The organism is Nocardioides limicola (assembly GCF_016827675.1).
Lineage (GTDB): Bacteria > Actinomycetota > Actinomycetes > Propionibacteriales > Nocardioidaceae > Nocardioides > Nocardioides limicola.
On record NZ_JAERJA010000012.1, the window covers coordinates 133,046 to 151,215 of the forward strand.

The following is an 18,170-nucleotide window of genomic DNA, read 5'->3' on the forward strand; positions in this document are numbered from 1 at the left end:
CGGTCGACCACCGACGCCGGCGGCACTCGACCACCGAACAGGGACCGCACTCGACCACCGAACAGGGTGGTGTGGTTCGGCGGTCGAGTAGCGAGCGTATCGAGACCCCGTGCGACCTCGGGGGTGGCCTCGATACACCGCCTCGCAAGCTCGGCGGCACTCGACCACCGAACAGGCACGGCACTCGACCACCGAACGGGCGGCGGCACTCGGCCACCGAACAGGTCGGTGTGGTTCGGCGGTCGAGTAGCGAGCGTCAGCGAGCGTATCGAGACCCCGTGCGACCCCCGGGGTGGTCACGAGGCGGGGCTACCGGGGGCGGGTTAGGGTGGCGGGCAAGGACTCGGGACCGAGGGGGAAGAACAATGCGACGACTTGTGACGCTGTGTGCCGCGGGCACACTTCTGGTGGCTCTGGCTGGCTGCGGAGGGGGCGCCGACGAGCCCGGGCCGGTGGCGACTCCACCCTCGGTGGGTGAGGCCGACGCGCCAGACGAGGACGGCCCAGACGACGACGGCCCGGACGAGAGCACGGACGGGCCTGGTACCGCCCTGCCCACCTGTGACAGCCCAGCGATCGTCAACGCCGCCGGAGTGGTGCTCGCCCAGGTGGACCTCATCGGGCCGGGCGCCGACGAGTTCGACGAGGTGACCAACTGCCACTGGTACGCGGAGTCGGGGACCGAGACCTTCCAGATTAACCTGCAACGGTGGCTGCGCGGCGGGGACGTTCCCGATCGTGAGTTCCTGGAAGCGATCGGCCTCGACGTCCTGGACGACCCCGCCTATGCGAACGCCGGCCTGGCCGTGGGCACCGACGGCTCTCCGGAGGCCGGCAACGGGCAGGTGTTCGTCTTCGGCAGTGGCTACCAGGTCGTCGTCGAGGTGTTCCGACTCGATGTGTCACTCGATGACCTCATCGGGAGTGCGGCGATGCTGATCGCCATGCTGCGCTGACGCCCGACCCAACTGCTGCGGGCGGTCCACCGCCGAGGGCCCCGACGACCTTGACCCGTCGTCCGGTTAGGGTTGGTGGTCCATGACAGGGGAGCGCTTCAGCGCTGAGAGTGCGGCAACCGGCCGCAGACCCTCAATCACCTGCTCCGGTTAGCACCGGCGAAGGGAGTCGACATGCCTCACGTCCGTCCGAGCCTCCGAGTGGGGGCCCTCGTAGCGATCACCGCACTGGTGGCCAGCGGGTGCGCCGCCGACCCCGAGCCGACCCCTGATCCCGGCGGTGCCACCGAGACCGGCGGCACCGTGGTGCTGCTCACCCACGACTCGTTCAGCCTCCCCGACGAACTCGTTGCCGAGTTCGAGGCCGCCACCGGGTACACCCTCGACCAGCGCGGCTCCGGCAACGCCGGTGAGCTCACCAACGGACTGGTGCTGGCTGCCGGGAACCCGCAGGGCGACGTCGTCTTCGGGGTGGACAACACGTTCGCGTCGCGAGCGCTCGCCGAGGGTGTCTTCGACCCCTACCGCCCCGACCTGCCCGCCGGTGTCGCCGACCACCTGCTGCCCGGCGACGAGGACGAGGCCCTCACCCCGGTGGACACCGGCTCGGTCTGCGTGAACATCGACACCGTCTGGTTCGCGGAGAACGACGTGGTGCCCCCGGCCACCCTCGAAGACCTCCTCGACCCGGCGTACGAGGGGCTCTTCGTGCTCCCCGGCGCCACCACCAGTTCCCCGGGGATGGCGTTCCTGCTCGCCACCATCGCTGAGTACGGCGAGCGGTGGCCGGACTACTGGACCGCACTCCTGGCGAACGACGCCAAGCTCACGAGCGGCTGGTCGGATGCCTACTTCGTCGAGTTCACCCAGGGCGGCGGCGACAACGCCAGCCGGCCGATCGTGCTCTCCTACGACTCGTCCCCGGCCTTCACCATCGGCGACGACGGCGAATCGACCACGGCCGCACTGCTGCACACGTGCTTCCGACAGGTCGAGTACGCCGGCGTGCTGGCCGGCGCCGACAACCCCGAAGGCGCTCGCGCCGTGGTCGACTGGCTGCTCAGCACCGAGGTCCAGTCGGCCCTGCCCACGTCCATGTACGTCTTCCCGGTGCGCTCGGACGTGGACCTGCCCGAGGACTGGGCCAGCCACGCCGAACAACCCAGCGAGACGCTGGCCGTCGACCCGGCCGAGATCACCGCGAACCGGCAGCAGTGGTTGACCACCTGGACCGAACTCATCAGCCGTTGATGTGAGCAGCCTGCGCCGCCTGCTCACCCTGGCGGCGTTGGCCGTCGGGCCGCTGGTGGTGCTGGCGATCTTCTTCGCGCTGCCCATCTGGGGGATGGTGACGCGAGGGCTATTCGTCGACGGCGCGGTCGACCTGGGCGGCATCGTCGAGGTGATGTCGCGCCCACGGACCAGGCGGGTGCTCTGGTTCACCCTCTGGTCGGCCGGCGCCGCCACCGGGGTCGCCCTCGCGCTCGGGCTGCCGGCCGCCTACGTGCTGCACCGGCTCGCGTTCCCCGGGCGCGGTGTGGTGCGTGCGCTGATGATCGTCCCGTTCGTGTTGCCGACGGTGGTGGTCGGCATCGCCTTCCGGCAACTCTTCGCCGGTCCGCTGGCCGGCCTGGGACTCGACGGTTCGCCGGTGGCGATCGTCTGCGGGCTGGCGTTCTTCAACGTCGCCGTGGTGATCCGGGTGGTCGGCGCCACCTGGGAGTCGCTCGACGTACGCCCCGCTCAGGCGGCTGCCGCACTCGGCGCGTCACCCAGGCAGGTGTTCGCCACCGTCACCTGGCCGGCGTTGCGACCCGCGGTCGTGTCGGCGGCGAGCGTGGTGTTCCTGTTCTGTGCCTCCGGTTTCGGGGTGGTGCTGATGTTGGGAGGGCTGCGCTACTCCACCGTCGAGACCGAGATCTACCTGCTCACCACCCAGCTGCTCGACCTGCGGGCCGCCGCCGTCCTGTCGCTGCTGCAACTCGCGGTCGTCACCACCCTGCTCGCCATCGCCGCACGACTGCGGGCGGTGGCCGACCCCACCCAGCGGCGGCAGGTCGCCCAGCCGCGCCGGGTCGGGTGGCGGCAGGCACCGATCCTGGTCGGGGTGGCCACCCTGATGCTGCTGGTGATCGCCCCGATGGCCACGCTGGTCACCGGCTCGCTGCAGGTCTCCGGGGGTTGGGGCCTGGACAACTACCGGGCCCTGACCACCCCGGGCGCCAGCCAGGCGCTGGTGGTACCGGTGAGCCACGCGCTGACCACCAGCCTGCGGATCGCCGGACAGGCGACGGTGATCGCGCTGACGCTGGCCCTGCCGATCGCGATCGTGGCCGGCCGACGGGCCAGAACCTCGACCGAACGTCGACTGCAGGGCGTCCTGGACGGCCTCTTCATGCTGCCACTGGGAGTCTCCGCGGTCACCTTGGGCTTCGGCTTCCTGATCACCCTCAACGCGCCGCCGCTGGACCTGCGGTCCTCGCCGTGGCTGGTGCCGCTGGCCCAGGCCCTGATCGCGCTGCCGCTGGTGGTGCGCACCCTGGTGCCGGTGCTGCAGGGCATCGATGACCGACAGCGCCAGGCCGCGGCGTCCCTGGGCGCCGGACTGGTACGCCGGGTGGTCACCGTGGACCTGCCGGTGATCTGGAAGCCGCTGCTGGCGGCCTCGGGCTTCGCGTTCGCGGTCTCCCTGGGCGAGTTCGGCGCCACCTCGTTCCTGGCCCGGGCGGGTGACCCGACGATGCCGGTGGTCATCTACCGGCTGATCGGGCACCCGGGGCCGATGAACTACGGGATGGCGCTGGCCGCCTCGGTGGTACTGGCTGCCACCACTGCTGTGGTGATGCTGGCCGTGGAGCGGTTGCGGGTCCGATCCGTGGGAGCCTTGTAGACCGTGACCCTGACACTGCAGCAGTTGACCGTCGTCTACGACGGGGTTCCGGCCTGTGTCGACGTCTCCCTGGAGTTGCCCGACGGGGAGGTGCTGGCGGTGCTCGGCCCCTCCGGCTCCGGCAAGTCCACGCTGTTGCGGGCCGTCGCCGGGCTCGAACCGACCGCTTCGGGACGAGTCAGTTGGGACGGCCGGGACCTGACCCGCACCCCCACCCACAAGCGCGGCTTCGCGCTGATGTTCCAGGACGGGCAACTCTTCGACCACCTGTCGGTGGCCCGCAACGTGGGCTACGCCCTGCGGCTGCGCCGGGTGTCGGCCCGGACCCGGGAGACGCGGGTCGCCGAACTGCTGGAGCTGGTCGGGCTGGCCGGGTACGCCGATCGGCTGCCGGGGACGCTGTCCGGCGGCGAGCGGCAGCGGGTGGCGCTGGCCCGGTCACTGGCCGCGGAGCCACGGCTGCTGCTCCTGGACGAGCCGCTCTCCGCGCTCGACGCCGGCCTCCGGGAGCGGCTCGCCGCCGACCTCCGCGCCATCCTGACCGCCGCCGGGACCACCGCGCTGATGGTCACCCACGACCACGAGGAGGCGTTCCGGGTCGCCGACCGGCTTGCGGTGATGCGTGCCGGCCGGGTGGTGCAGTCCGGGCACATCGCCCAGGTGTGGCAGGCGCCGGTGGACGCCGACACCGCGCTCTTCCTCGGCTACGCCCGAGTACTGCAGGGGCCGGCAGCGGCCCGCGTGCTGGCCGCGGCCGCCCTGGACGGCGCCGGGGACCCGGCGGTCGCGGTACGACGCTCGGCGCTGCGCGTCGTAGGGTCGGGGGGACGGCTCAGCGGGCAGGTACGCAGCATCCAGGCGACCCCGGAGCTGGTGCGGCTGGTGGTCGCCGTGGAGGGGATCGGCGAACTCGACGCGGTCGCCTCCCTGCACCAGCCGCCGGCGCCGGGGGAGTCGGTCGACCTGACGGTCGACCCCACCCGGCTCGCGGTGCTGCGCGGCTGACGTCCAACCGGTCGATCACCCGTCGCCGATCTGGATGCACTCACCCTCGCCGCCGAGCTCGAGCCGGGCCCATACCGCCCGATGGTCCGACACCGATGACCGCAGCGTGCCGGCCTTCACGGCAGTGAACTCGCGACTGTGCAGCAGAAAGTCGATGCGTCGCCGCGGAGCCCCGGCGGGGACGGTGAGCCCCGGACCGTCACCGGCCCGCCAGGCGTCCCGCAGGTCGGCCCGGAGGAGTTGGCGCAGCGGCGCCGATCCGGGCACCACGTTGAGGTCGGCCCCGATCAGGGTGGGGCGACGGTCCGCAGCGACCTGCCCGGCGATCACCGCTGCCTGGGCTCGTCGGGCACTGCCACGGTGATGGTCCAGGTGGGTGCTCCACACGCTCACTTGGACCCCGTCGACATCGACCACGGCCTGGACGGCGGTGCGGGCGGCGCGGCCACCGGCCATCGGCAGGTCGATCGACCTCCAACCCATGATCGGGTACTTCGACAGCACCGCGTTGCCGATCAGGCCGCCGTCACGGTTCATGGGTGCCCGGCCGCCGTACACCGCGGCCATCGAGGTGGCCCGACCCAACCAGTCGGCCTGGCGGACCCCACCGCTGCGGGGGCGGCGCTCGTCGACCTCCTGGAGCATCACGATGTCGGCGTCCCAGGCCAGGATCTCCTCGGCGATCCCCGGCAGATCAGGTCCGTTGCGGCCGATCCCGCTGTGGATGTTGAACGTCAGCACCGTCAACGAGGTGCCGGCCGGCATCGGCAGGCAGTCCAGGTCGATGATCGGTGGTTCGGGGAGCGGGTGCTCCTCGTCGGCCTCGGGGGGCGCCGGGGGCGGTGGTGTCAGCGGCGCGGACTGGCCCCCGGGGCCGTCCGGGGCCGGACGGGCCTGGATCACCGCCCAGCCGGCCACCAGCAGCAGCGCGAGCCCGGCCAGCACTATCAGCTCACCGGCTCTGCCGCGCCGACCCGTCGTCCCCACGGTGTCAGCCTATGTCCGCCCTCCCCGCGATACTGACCCGATGCGACACGTCGACGACCATGAACGTCGGGCCCGACTCCTCGTGCGGCACCGGTGGGCCGACCGCACCGACTTGGTCGAGGAGGCGGTGGCGGCGATGACGGTGCTGCACGCCACCGACGTACCGACCGTCTATCTGTCGCTGTTGGCACGGGTGGACGGCCTCGCGGTGGCCGACGTCGACGACGCCTTGTACCGGCGACGCTCGCTGGTGCGGCATATGGCGATGCGCCGCACCCTCTTCGGGTTCCCCCGCGACCTGCTGCCGGCCGCACTGGGTGGACCCAGCGCCCGGGTCGCCGGCGCCGAGCGGCGACGCCTGGTCAAGGAGGTGGAAGCGGCCGGCCTCACCGACGACGGCGCCGCCTGGTTGGCCGGCGCAGCCGAGGACGTCCTGGCCTGCCTGGCCGACGGGACGCCCCGGACCGCGACGCAGGTGAAGGCCGAGGTGCCTGCGGTGGCCGGCGGCTACCAGTACGCAACCGACAAGGCGTACGGCGGCACCGTCCCGGTGGCTCCCCGGGTGCTCACCGTGCTGGCCCTGGAGGGGCATCTGGTCCGGGCCCACAACGATGCCCACTGGCGGATCAACCGGCCGACCTGGACGACGACGCGCACGTGGCTGGGGGAGCAGCCCGCACCGATCGACGCCGATCGGGGCTGGGCCGAGCTCGTCCGGCGCTGGCTGTGGACCTTCGGCCCGGGGACGCTGGCGGACCTGGTCTGGTGGACCGGGGCCACCAAGACGATCGTGCGCCAGGCCCTGGCCGATGTCGCGGCCGTCGAGGTGAGCCTGGACTCGGGGGCCACGGGCTACCTGTTGCCCGATGACCTGGCCCCGGTGACCCACGACGAACCCAGCGTCGCCCTGCTGCCGGTGCTGGACCCCACCCCGATGGGGTGGCAGGACCGGTCCTTCTTCCTCGGTGACCGGATGGCGGACTACTTCGACAGCACCGGGAACGCCGGCACCACCGCCTGGGTGGACGGGCGGGTCGTCGGCTGCTGGGTGCAGGACCCGCACGGCACCGTCCGGGTGCATCTGGTCGAGCCGGTGAGCCGCGCTGCCCGGAGCGCCCTGGACGCGGAAGCGACCCGGATCACCGACTGGTGCGCGGGGGAGCGGGTCAGTCCGATCTGGGTGTCGCCGCTGATGAAGGCCGCCGCGGCCAACGGCTGAGGCATCCGACTACAGTTCTGCGGGTGCGAGAACAGCCCCCACAGCAGGCGCCGCCGGTGCAGCGACTCCGGATCCGTTATGCCAAGCGTGGCCGGCTCCGGTTCACCAGCCACCGGGACTTCTCCCGAGCCTTCGAACGTGCCGTCTTCCGTGCCGGCATCCCGATGGCCTACTCCTCGGGATTCAACCCGCACCCCAGGATCTCCTACGCGGGTGCTGCCCCTACCGGGTCGGCGTCGGAGGCGGAGTACCTGGAGATCGCGCTGGCCGAGGTCCTCGACCCCGACCAGGTCCGGATCGACCTGGACGCCTCCCTTCCCGACGGCCTCGATGTGCTCGACGTGGTGGTCTCGCCGGGCGGCTCCCTGGCGGACCGGTTGCAGGCCAGTCGGTGGTTGATCGACCTCGACGTGGACCGGGACCGGGCCGCCGAAGCGGTGGCGGCCTTCCTGGCCGAGGAGTCGGTGAGCGTGGAGCGGATGACCAAGAAGGGGTTGCGCGCGTTCGACTGCCGGGCAGCCGTGGTGACACTGAACGTCGCGGACCCGGCCGCCGAGGTGTCCCGCACCCGGCTGGACCTGCTGCTGGAGCACACGGTGCCCGCCGTGCGCCCCGACGACGTGCTCACCGGCCTGTCCACCGTCACCGGAATCGACATCGGTGGCGCCCCCCTGCTCACCCGATCGGCGCAGGGACTCCTCGACGCCGAGCGCACCGGTGTGCGCGACCCGCTGGCCGAGGCCTAGGGGGATTCCGACGATCTGTGCGATACTCGCCACGGTTGATCGGTACGGCGGCAACCCCGCCGGAGCCACGACCCGACGACGTACTCGCCCAGTCACACCATGGCTGGGCACAGAGGACCCGAGTTGGTGCCAGACCGCGACGCGGCCGGCCTGTTGGTGACAGCGACAGGCAAGAGGGCCTTGCGACCGCGGCAGGTGTCGCCCGACGTTCGCTGACGCCCCGCGGAGAATGTCGCCGCCGCTGACAGACTTTGTGCGCCCTGCGGCGCACCGACACCCGCCCGGCCCGGTGCGGGATGAGGAGAGCAGATGCTCGACGACGTGACCGACGAGTCGGCCGCCACCGAACAGAACAACCCCGACGAGACCGCCGAGACCGCACCGCCGGCCGAGTCCGCCGAGGCACCGCCGGCCGAGACCGCCGAGACGGCGCCGCCGAAGAAGAAGAAGCGCCAGCCGGCCAAGACCAAGGAAGGGTCGGCCGTGAAGACCCCGGTCGATGAGGCTCCGGTCGAGGAGGCTCCGCCCGCGGAGTCCGGCGATGCCCTGGTGGCCGAGCCCGAGGACGAAGCACCGGCACCCAAGTCGGTCCCCGGCACCATGCTCCTCTTCCAGGCCCCCGACGCCAGCCAGTTGCCGCCCCGTCCGAAGCGGACCGCGCCGGTCGTCGACGAGCTCGACGACTCCGACGACTCCGACGATGAGGACGCCGACGACGAGGCCGACGACGAGGTCGCCGACCAGACCCCGGACTCCGACGACGAGGACGACACCTCGGCTGAGGACGACGACGAGTCCACCGGGGGTCAGCCGCGTCGCCGGCGCCGCCGCGGCGGGCGACGTCGCCGCAAGCCCGGCACCGAGGGCGAGGACGGGGACGAGTCCGAGGACGACACGGCAGCGGACGACGAGCAGGGGTCCGAGGACGACAGCACCGATTCCGAGGACGACGAGTCCGGCGACGAGTCCGGCGGCAGCAGTTCCACCCGCCGGCGTCGTCGCCGCCGTCGCGCCGGTGACGGTGGCGGCAGCGGTGGTGGCGGTGGCGCCGACGACCCGCAGAACACGGTCACCCGGGTCCGTCAGGCGCGCTCGGCCGAGGACGAGATCACCTCCGTGTCCGGCTCCACCCGCCTGGAGGCCAAGAAGCAGCGCCGCCGGGAGGGTCGCGAGGCCGGTCGCCGACGCGCCCCGATCGTGAGCGAGGCCGAGTTCCTGGCCCGCCGCGAGGCGGTGGAGCGGGTGATGGTGATCCGGCAGGCCAAGGACCTGATCCAGATCGGCGTCCTGGAGGACAAGGTCCTCGTCGAGCACTACGTGGCCCGCGAGTCCCAGACCTCGCTGATCGGCAACGTCTACCTCGGCCGGGTGCAGAACGTGCTGCCCTCGATGGAGGCGGCGTTCATCGACATCGGCAAGGGCCGCAACGCGGTCCTGTACGCCGGCGAGGTCAACTGGTCGGCGCTGGGCCACACCGAGGGCCAGCCGCGCAAGATCGAGTCGGTGCTGACCAGCGGCCAGAGCGTGCTGGTGCAGGTCACCAAGGACCCGGTCGGACACAAGGGCGCCCGGCTCACCAGCCAGATCAGCCTGGCCGGCCGCTTCCTCGTCTACGTGCCCGACGGCACCACCTCCGGTATCTCCCGCAAGCTCCCCGACACCGAGCGCGGCCGTCTCAAGGCGCTGCTCAAGGAGATCGTCCCCGAGACCGCCGGCGTCATCGTCCGCACCGCGGCCGAGGGTGCCAGCGAGGAGGAGCTCAGCCAGGACGTCGCCCGGCTCAAGGCCCGCTGGGAGGACATCGACGCCAAGGCCACCTCCGGCGGCGGACCGAAGCTGCTGTACGGCGAGCCCGACCTCACCCTCAAGGTGGTCCGGGACCTGTTCACCGAGGACTTCGCCAAACTGGTCATCGAGGGTGACGACGTCTGGGACACGGTGCAGACCTACGTCGCGCAGGTGGCGCCCGATCTGGAGGCCAGGTTGGAGCGGTACACCCGCAACGACAACGACCCCGACTCGTTCGCTGCGTATCGGATCGACGAGCAGATCGCCAAGGGGCTGGACCGCAAGGTCTGGCTGCCCTCGGGCGGCTCGCTGGTCATCGACCGCACCGAGGCGATGACCGTCGTCGACGTCAACACCGGCAAGTTCACCGGCTCCGGGGGCAACCTCGAGGAGACGGTCACCAAGAACAACCTGGAGGCGGCCGAGGAGATCGTCCGGCAGCTCCGGTTGCGCGACATCGGCGGCATCATCGTCGTCGACTTCATCGACATGGTGCTGGAGTCCAACCGGGACCTGGTGCTGCGTCGACTGGTCGAGTGCCTGGGCCGGGACCGGACCCGCCACCAGGTCGCCGAGGTGACCTCGCTTGGTCTGGTGCAGATGACCCGGAAGCGGATCGGTACCGGCCTGCTGGAGGCGTTCAGCGAGAACTGCAGCCACTGCGAGGGCCGGGGCGTGATCATCAGCGACATGCCGGTCGACTCCAAGCGCGGCGACGGCGACAGCAACCGCCGGAACCGGCGTACCAAGGGCGGCAAGGGCGGCGGCTCGCAGCAGCCGGCCAAGCCCAAGGCGGTGCCCTCACCCAAGGACGTCGCCGCGGTGGCCCGCCCGGAGAACGCGGACCGGCCACCAGCGGACGAGGCGGACGCCCCGTCGTCGGAGACCCAGGCCGTGGAGACCCAGGCCCCGGACACCCAGTCCCCGGCGGCTGAGCCCACCGAGGCTCCAGGCACCGAGGCTCCGGCCCCCGAGGCTCCAGGCACCGAGGCTCCGGCCCCCGAGAAGCGTGCGGTCGCCGAGAAGCCCGCCAAGGCCGCCGAGCCGACCACCCCGGTGGAGCGACCCACCGTGGTCACCAGCACCCGCCGCAGGTCCGCCCGACGCCCCGCCGGTTCCCCGGCCGGCGACGCTTCGGTGGGCACCGTGGTGATCGAGACACCGACCCAGCCGGTGGCCCCGCCGCCGGCCACCGAAGCGCCCAAGGTGACGGTGCGGACCCGCACCCGTGGCCGGGTGGCCACCCCGGCGCCGGCGGCCGACGACCAGAAGTGAGGGCGGCGCCCGGCCCGCCGTTTTGCGCTGGCCGGGTGCCTCACCCTAGGATTGACCCTTGGTGTGCGTGTGCACACGCGAGGCTTCCGCGCATTCGTTTCCAGGATGAGTGGCGGACCATCACAGACTCAGAAGCTTTCAACGAAGGAGACCGCGGTGTACGCGATCGTGCGCAGTGGCGCCACCCAGCAGAAGGTTGCCGTGGGCGACGTCATCGAGATCGACAAGGTGAGCACCCCGACCGGTGACACCATTGCCCTGCCGGTCCTGCTGCTGGTCGACGGCGAGGCCGTGACCTCGGACGCCGCCGCCCTCGACAAGGCGTCGGTGACCGTGGAGGTCCTCGGTCAGACCAAGGGTCCCAAGATCATCATCCAGAAGTTCAAGAACAAGACCGGCTACAAGAAGCGCCAGGGTCACCGCCAGAAGTACACCCAGGTCAAGGTCACCGCGATCAACAACTGAACCGGGAGCGTGTGACGCCTCGACGTCACGCGGCCCGGAGGGCTCTGAAGTCCCCGAGCCCCACAGACTGACACCAGCACTCCAGAAGAGGTAGAGACATGGCACACAAGAAGGGCGCCGCTTCCACCAAGAACGGTCGCGACTCCAACGCACAGCGCCTCGGCGTCAAGCGCTTCGGCGGCCAGGTCGTGAACGCCGGCGAGATCCTGGTCCGCCAGCGTGGCACCCACTTCCACCCGGGCGCCGGTGTGGGCCGCGGCAAGGACGACACGCTGTTCGCCCTGGTGGCCGGCACCGTCGAGTTCGGCACCAAGCGTGGCCGCCGGGTCGTCAACGTGCAGGACCTGGCTGCGGCCGAGGCCTGAACCACCCCCTGTCGCCCGATCCGTTCGGGCGAGTAGGACCAAACTTCGCGAAGGGCGCCCCCGACGGGGGCGCCCTTCGCCTCATGTGAGGGAGAATCCAGCCATGGCCGTTCCCACCTTCGTCGATCAGGTCACTCTGCACGTCGCAGCCGGACGCGGTGGCAACGGCGTGGCTTCGGTCCACCGGGAGAAGTTCAAGCCCCTGGGCGGACCCGACGGAGGCAACGGCGGCCCCGGCGGCTCGGTGATCCTGCGGGTGCACCCCGACGTCACCACCCTGCTCGACTACCACCACAGCTCCCGGCGTACCGCCGAGCACGGCAGCCACGGCGCCGGTGGGCACAAGAACGGTAGCCACGGCGCCGATCTGGTGCTGCCGGTGCCGGACGGCACCGTCGTCTCCACCAAGGACGGCGACGTGATCGCCGACATGGTCGGTCACGGGACCGAGCTGGTCATCGCCCGTGGCGGCCGGGGCGGGCTCGGCAACGCCGCGCTGGCCTCGTCCAAGCGCAAGGCGCCCGGCTTCGCGCTGCTCGGTGAGCCCGGCGAGGAACTCGACATCGTCCTCGAGCTCAAGGTGGTCGCCGACATCGGCCTGGTCGGCTTCCCCAGCGCCGGCAAGTCGTCGCTGATCGCGGCGATCTCCCGGGCGCGGCCCAAGATCGCCGACTACCCGTTCACCACCCTGGTGCCCAATCTCGGGGTGGTCAGTGCCGGCGACACCACCTTCACCGTCGCCGACGTCCCCGGCCTGATCGAGGGAGCGGCCGAGGGCCGCGGACTCGGTCACGAGTTCCTCCGGCACATCGAACGTTGCGCCGCGCTGGTGCACGTGCTCGACACCGCCACCATCGAGCCCGGCCGCAACCCGGTCGACGACCTCGACATCATCGAGCGCGAACTCGCCTCGTACGGCGGCCTCGAGGACCGACCCCGGCTGGTGGCGCTGAACAAGGTGGATGTGCCCGACGGGCGCGACATCGCCTCCTTCGTCGTGGAGGAGTTGCGCGGCCGCGGCCTGGACGTCTTCGAGGTCTCCGCCGCCTCCGGTGAGGGCACCCGGGAGCTGATCTTCGCGATGGCCGGACTGGTGGAGCAGGCCCGGGCCGCCCGGCCCGCGGCCGAGACCGAGCGGATCGTGATCCGCCCCAAGGCGGTCGACGGCCCCGACTTCACCGTCACCGAGACCGGCGCCGGCTGGCGGGTGCGCGGCGAGAAGCCGGAGCGGTGGGTGCGGCAGACCGACTTCAGCAACGACGAGGCCGTCGGCTTCCTCGCCGACCGGTTGAACCGTCTCGGCGTCGAGACCAGGCTGGTCGAGCTGGGGGCCGTCGAGGGGGACACGGTGCTGATCGGCGACCCCGACGACGCGGTGGTCTTCGACTTCGCCCCCGGCATCGATGCCGGCGCGACCAACCTGGGCCGACGCGGCGAGGACGAACGGTTCGCCGGTGAGCGGCCGGCCGCCCGGCGTCGCCGTGAGATCGACGAGGCGATGGTCGCCCGAGGCGAGAACGAGACCCGCGCCGACGTGGCCCGCCGCCTCGACGAGGAGCGCCGGGAACGGCTCGCCAACGGCCCCAAGGTCGCCCCCCGGGGCGGCCACTCCGGCCCGATGTCCTACGAGATCGGTTCGGCCGCCGACCCCGACCATGTGTCCGAGGAGGAGCAGTGACCCGACCGGAGGTGAGTGCAGCCCGCCGGATCGTGGTCAAGGTCGGCTCCTCCTCGCTCACCACCGCGGCCGGCGGTCTGGATACCGACCGGCTGCGCACCCTGGTCGACGTACTGGCCGGCACCCGGCTCGCCGGGGTCGAGGTGGTGCTGGTCTCCTCTGGTGCCATCGCCGCGGGCCTGGCGCCGCTGGGCCTGAAGCGTCGCCCGCGTGGCCTGGCCGCCCAACAGGCCGCCGCTTCGGTGGGGCAGGGCCTGCTGGTGCACCGCTACACCGACGAACTGGCCCGGCACGGGCTGGTCACCGGGCAGGTGCTGCTCACCCTCGACGACGTGACCCGGCGCGCGCACTACCGCAACGCCTATCAGACGTTCGCGAAGCTGCTCGAGCTCGGTGTGCTGCCGATCGTCAACGAGAACGACAGCGTCGGCACCAGCGAGATCAGGTTCGGTGACAACGACCGTCTCGCCGCCCTGGTGGCGCACCTGGTCCATGCCGACCTGCTGCTGCTCCTCTCCGATGTCGACGGCCTCTACGACGGTCACCCCGATCACCACGGCACCACGCTGCTCGCCGACGTACGCTCCGACGACGACCTCACCGGGGTGCGGATCGGCAAGGCCGGGGCGGCCGGTGTCGGCACCGGGGGCATGCACACCAAGGTGCAGGCGGCCAAGATCGCCACCGGCGCCGGGATCCCGGTGGTGCTCACCAGCGCCGACAACGCCGCCTCGGCGCTGGCCGGTGCCCCGGTCGGCACCCTCTTCCACCCCACCGGCCGCCGCCGGCCCACCCGACTGCTGTGGCTGGCGCACGCCACCGAGCCGAAGGGACTGTTGGGGTTGGACGCGGGAGCGGTCCGGGCCGTCACCGAACGCCGCGCCTCACTGCTGGCCGCGGGGATCAGCACGGTGGGTGGCAGCTTCGTCGCCGGCGACCCGGTCGACCTGGTCGATCCGGACGGCCGCCCGGTGGCCCGGGGTCTGGTGAACTTCGACGCCGACGAGTTGCCGGCGCTGCTGGGCCGCTCCTCAGCCGAGCTGAAGCAGGCGCTGGGTGCGGCCTATGAGCGCGAGGTCGTGCACCGCGACGACATGGTGCTGCTCTAGGTCTGAGAGGCTGCCCGGTGTGATCGTTGCGCGGATCCTCTTCTGGCTACTGCTGGTGACGCTGATGCCCGGCGCCGTGGCGTTGACGGTGCTGCGGGTGCTGCAGCTCGAGCAGGGCTGGGCGGTGCGGATCGTCTCGTTCACGCCGTACGCCGTGCTCGGCTACGGGGTCGTGGCGCTGCTCTGTGTGGTGGCGGCCTTCCGGGCCCGGGACGCCGGCCGGCGCGGCTCCCCGCGCACCTGGCTGACCGTGGCTCTGATCGTGCTGCTGCCGTTGGGCCTGCACGGCTGGTGGCTGGCCCCGGAGTTCATCGATGACCGTGAGCAGATCCCCGACGGGCCAGTGGTCACGGTGATGACCGCGAACCTGCTCAAGGGCCACGCCGACCCGTTGGCGGTGCTGAGCGCCGCCTCGGAGCGGGGTGTCGACGTGCTGGTGCTGCAGGAGATCACCCCCCGAACGCTGGCCACTCTCGACGACTCGGGCCTCGACCTGGCGATGCCGTTCCGCGCCGGTGACTCCAAGGAGACGGTGGAGGGGACGATGATCTTCTCCAGGTGGCCGTTGCGTGACGAGGTCCGCACCAGCACCGGGTACGACGGTTATGCGGTCACCGTCGAGCACGACCTGGGGGAGTTCCGCTTCTTCGGCGTACACCCGCGGCCGCCGATCGGGCCGGCGTACGCGTGGCGCGGTGATCTGGAGAACCTGCTCGCCGAAGTTGAGGAGGCGATGGCGGGTGAGTTGCCGGTGCTGCTGGCCGGTGACCTCAACGCCACCCCCGATCACCGGGAGGTTCGCGCGTTCGCCGATGCAGGGCTGCGCCGGGTCGGTGAACTCATCGGCGCCGGTTGGCAGCCCACCTGGCCGTCGGAGGCCAGTCCGGACACGTTCCCCGGCTGGGTGCCGCCGCTGGTCCAGATCGACCACGTGATGGTCGATGCGCGCTTCGTCCCCCTCGACCTGGAGCGGGTGTTCATCCCGGGCAGCGACCACATGGCTGTGGTCGCCCGGGTCGCTAGAGTCCTTGGAGACCCCAACAGTTAGGGTGGGCGCCATGCCCTTGGCCTTCTTCCGTCGCAGCGGTGACGAGAGCTTCCTGCCCGAGCCGGTCAGTTGCAGTCTGTGGAGCGACGACCAGATGCACGGCGTCGCGGTCAGCGCCCTGCTGGCGTCCAGCATGGAGAAGGGCCTGGCCACGCTGGGTCGCACCGACCTGCGCCCCGCGAAGTATGCGGTCGATCTCTTCGCGCCGGCCCGGATGCACGAGGTCACCCCGCGACTGCGGGTGGTCCGGGAAGGCAAGCGACTCTGCCTGATCGACGTGGACCTGGAGCAGGACGGTGCCCGGGTGGCCCGGGCCAGCGGCCTGTTCCTGCTGCCGACCGCGAATCCTGACGGCGACATCTGGGTCTCCTCCGCCACCCCGCAGCCGCCGCCGGCCGACATCGCGCCGGAGACCGATCAGCCGCACGTGCCGATTTTCGCCAGCGACGACACCGACTGGTCCAACGACTTCGCCGGCCACCAGAACCCCAGCCGCAAACGCACCTGGCAGACGGGCGTGCCGCCGGTGCTGGGGGAGCGACCCACCCCGTTCACCGCGGTGGCCAGCATCGCCGACGCCGCCAGCATGGTCACCAACTGGGGCACCCACGGGGTCACCTACATCAACACCGACATCACGCTGGTGCTCTCCCGGCTCCCGGTCGGCCTCGAGGTCGGCCTGGAGGCGATGGACCGCACCGAGAACGACGGGATCGCGGTGGGCACCGTGCGGGTCTTCGACCGGGCCGGAGTGCTCGGCTCGGTGACCGTCTCCGCCCTGGCCAACGCCCGGCGTGCCGTGAACCTCGGCGCTCACGAACCCGAGGACAGCGCCCGGGTGTGAGGGTTCTGCGGGACCCCGGCGTGTCGGCTTGAGATCGCGCGACCCGGCGGGGAGGGTCGTGGGGACCTTATTGTCTGTTCCCGCGGCGACTGCCCGGGTAGGGGGCGTCGGTGCGGGTGCCGCGTGTGTTTGTCGGGTCTTCGTGTTGTCGGTAGGGCTCGGCGCTGTGGTGTGGGGCACTGTGCCACCTCCCGGAGACGCTGGCGGGGCTGCTCAGGCGGTGAGCAGCCAGCCTGAGGGCGATGCGCCGTCACTGGATGAGGCTGCCGCCTTGGACCGTGCTGCCGAGACCGGATCCGAAGTGGTCGTGGAGGCGCTGACCGATGAGCACACGGTGGTGACCGCCCAGCCATCCGGGCTCTTGAAGGCAGAGATATCGCTCTTCCCTGAGCGCGTCCTGAGGGACGGTGAGTGGCTGGACGTTGACTTGACGCTGATCGCCACTGATGAGGGTTTAGCACCGAGGGTCGGTGTCGCAGATGTGGTCTTCTCTCCCGGCGGGACCGGTCCCGCCGCCCGGCTGAGGGAGGAGAGCGCGGAGTTGGCGCTGTCGTGGCCCGGCAGGCTGCCAGTCCCGGTGCTGGAGGGCGACACAGCCACCTACGAGGGTGTGCTGCCGGAGGTGGACCTGGTGCTGAACCAGCTGGATGACACGTTCCGAGCGATCGTCCCTGGCGGTGGGGTCGTCGGCACACGCGGTCAGGAGTTCATACGCGTCATAGTCACTGGCGACGGCCGAGTCATCAACGCCTTCCCCGTCAACGTGAGGTGACGACTGTGGACTTGACCTACGACCACCTGAGCACCGACGAGCTGCGAGGCACAACGCAGACCGACTACCTGGTCGCTCTCGACGCTCACTTCCGCATTCGCGATGACGACGTGACCATCTACGACGAACCAGGATTCCCAGTGGTCGAGCTCGCCCGAAGCCTCCTGATCTGGCTTCGGGACCCGGACCCGGGCGACTTTGATTTTGACTCGATGTCCTACGAGGAGAGTGGCGCACTCGCCATCCGCCGTTCCCCGTCAGGGTGGACGTTTGGTTCGGTCTTCGCCCCGGATGCCGCCGCTAGGCCGGTCGACCGCGCCGAGGTCGATCGGTGCTGCCAACGATTCGTCGCCCAGGTTGAGGAGGATCTGGCGAATCTTGGCCTCGACCCCGACGAGGTGATTAGGCGATGAAGCGCATCACTGTCCTCATCCTAGCAACCCTCGCGGCCTGCTTGGGGCTCACAACGCCGACGGCGGCCGCAGCCATACCGATCGGAAGCCCGATTGCCAACGTGCACGCGTACGACAGACACCACGTGTCTGCAGCGCCCTCAGACTCGGCAATCGAGCGCGGCCCGCCCGCGACGTACGACAACAGCACCTACAACGCCGACGCCCTTGGGCAGCTCGGAGTTTCGGCGCGCCCGGATGTGCTCACGGTGCCGTCGGTCTACGACTACGTCGACACCCTTGGATTTATGCAGACCACGCGCGGTAGCCGGGTCGCCGAGGAGCAGGTCGACAGCGCCGAGGTAGGTCCTGTCGTCGTTCGGCGGTCTGAAGTTGCCGCAAACGCAGGAGCGCGCGGTTGGACCCGCGGTGACGACATCTATGCGCTCACCAAAGCGGGCAACAAGCCGTCATGGTCGACCGTTCGGTCCCGCTACTGGAAGAACGAGGCCGCGAATCCCCAGATCGACAACTGGAGCGCCGCGAACCTTGAGCGAATGAGGAGCGGGCGCGCGCCTCAGCGCTACAACCGCGACAAGGGCGGCATGGAGTCGATGGAGTTGAGCCACGA

General features: G+C 71.0%; 17 protein-coding genes and 1 riboswitch. Of the genes, 16 read left to right on the forward strand and 1 reads right to left on the reverse strand.

Going from position 1 to position 18,170, the window contains the following annotated elements; genetic code table 11:
• The first annotated feature begins 365 nt into the window (after positions 1-365).
• The 4 genes from JKG67_RS16495 (at position 366) to JKG67_RS16510 (ending at position 4,851) form a co-directional block, all read left to right on the forward strand.
• Complete coding sequence (locus JKG67_RS16495; RefSeq protein ID WP_203338435.1) at positions 366-956, forward strand: hypothetical protein; 591 nt, start codon at positions 366-368, stop codon at positions 954-956.
• A 77-nt stretch (positions 957-1,033) separates the two neighbouring features.
• A riboswitch (TPP riboswitch) is annotated at positions 1,034-1,141 on the forward strand.
• Positions 1,131-2,207 (forward strand): thiamine ABC transporter substrate-binding protein, encoded by a 1,077-nt coding sequence (locus JKG67_RS16500; protein WP_203338436.1) that lies wholly within the window; start codon positions 1,131-1,133, stop codon positions 2,205-2,207. It overlaps the preceding riboswitch by 11 nt.
• Before the next feature lies 1 nt (position 2,208).
• Positions 2,209-3,846 (forward strand): ABC transporter permease, encoded by a 1,638-nt coding sequence (locus JKG67_RS16505; protein ID WP_307816609.1) that lies wholly within the window; start codon positions 2,209-2,211, stop codon positions 3,844-3,846.
• A 3-nt stretch (positions 3,847-3,849) separates the two neighbouring features.
• On the forward strand, positions 3,850-4,851 hold the full coding sequence (locus JKG67_RS16510) for an ABC transporter ATP-binding protein (protein ID WP_203338437.1): 1,002 nt from the start codon (positions 3,850-3,852) through the stop codon (positions 4,849-4,851).
• 15 nt (positions 4,852-4,866) lie between these two features.
• Here the strand turns inward: JKG67_RS16510 and JKG67_RS16515 are convergent, their stop codons facing one another.
• Complete coding sequence (locus JKG67_RS16515) at positions 4,867-5,838, reverse strand: endonuclease/exonuclease/phosphatase family protein (protein ID WP_203338438.1); 972 nt, start codon at positions 5,836-5,838, stop codon at positions 4,867-4,869.
• A gap of 40 nt (positions 5,839-5,878) precedes the next feature.
• On the opposite strand from JKG67_RS16515, the gene JKG67_RS16520 reads away from it, so the two are divergent.
• The 12 genes from JKG67_RS16520 to JKG67_RS16575 form a co-directional block, all read left to right on the forward strand.
• A complete protein-coding gene (locus JKG67_RS16520) occupies positions 5,879-7,057 on the forward strand; it encodes a winged helix DNA-binding domain-containing protein (RefSeq protein ID WP_203338439.1) in 1,179 nt (392 codons plus the stop codon).
• A 23-nt stretch (positions 7,058-7,080) separates the two neighbouring features.
• Complete coding sequence (locus JKG67_RS16525; protein ID WP_203338440.1) at positions 7,081-7,803, forward strand: TIGR03936 family radical SAM-associated protein; 723 nt, start codon at positions 7,081-7,083, stop codon at positions 7,801-7,803.
• 309 nt (positions 7,804-8,112) lie between these two features.
• Positions 8,113-10,866, forward strand: coding sequence for an Rne/Rng family ribonuclease (locus JKG67_RS16530; protein ID WP_203338441.1), 2,754 nt, complete (start codon positions 8,113-8,115; stop codon positions 10,864-10,866).
• 156 nt (positions 10,867-11,022) lie between these two features.
• Positions 11,023-11,331, forward strand: a complete 309-nt coding sequence (rplU, locus tag JKG67_RS16535) for a 50S ribosomal protein L21 (RefSeq protein WP_203338442.1) — start codon at positions 11,023-11,025, stop codon at positions 11,329-11,331.
• Between the two features lie 98 nt (positions 11,332-11,429).
• The gene (gene rpmA / locus JKG67_RS16540; protein WP_203338443.1) at positions 11,430-11,696 is read left to right on the forward strand and encodes a 50S ribosomal protein L27; all 267 of its coding nucleotides are present in this window, start codon (positions 11,430-11,432) and stop codon (positions 11,694-11,696) included.
• 103 nt (positions 11,697-11,799) lie between these two features.
• The gene (obgE, locus tag JKG67_RS16545) at positions 11,800-13,374 is read left to right on the forward strand and encodes a GTPase ObgE (RefSeq protein WP_203338444.1); all 1,575 of its coding nucleotides are present in this window, start codon (positions 11,800-11,802) and stop codon (positions 13,372-13,374) included.
• Complete coding sequence (proB, locus tag JKG67_RS16550; RefSeq protein ID WP_307816610.1) at positions 13,371-14,483, forward strand: glutamate 5-kinase; 1,113 nt, start codon at positions 13,371-13,373, stop codon at positions 14,481-14,483. Before obgE ends, proB begins: the two co-directional genes overlap by 4 nt.
• Positions 14,484-14,502: 19 nt before the next feature.
• Positions 14,503-15,531: an endonuclease/exonuclease/phosphatase family protein gene (locus tag JKG67_RS16555; protein WP_203338445.1), complete on the forward strand. Its 1,029-nt coding sequence runs from the start codon at positions 14,503-14,505 to the stop codon at positions 15,529-15,531.
• Between the two features lie 10 nt (positions 15,532-15,541).
• Positions 15,542-16,375 (forward strand): acyl-CoA thioesterase domain-containing protein, encoded by an 834-nt coding sequence (locus tag JKG67_RS16560; protein ID WP_203338446.1) that lies wholly within the window; start codon positions 15,542-15,544, stop codon positions 16,373-16,375.
• Positions 16,376-16,595: 220 nt separating this feature from the next.
• Positions 16,596-17,147 (forward strand): hypothetical protein, encoded by a 552-nt coding sequence (locus tag JKG67_RS16565; RefSeq protein ID WP_203338447.1) that lies wholly within the window; start codon positions 16,596-16,598, stop codon positions 17,145-17,147.
• Positions 17,148-17,152: 5 nt separating this feature from the next.
• Complete coding sequence (locus tag JKG67_RS16570) at positions 17,153-17,560, forward strand: DUF7878 domain-containing protein (protein WP_203338448.1); 408 nt, start codon at positions 17,153-17,155, stop codon at positions 17,558-17,560.
• A partial coding sequence (locus JKG67_RS16575; RefSeq protein WP_203338449.1) for a hypothetical protein occupies positions 17,557-18,170 on the forward strand: 614 nt, incomplete at its 3' end. The genes JKG67_RS16570 and JKG67_RS16575, both read left to right, overlap by 4 nt.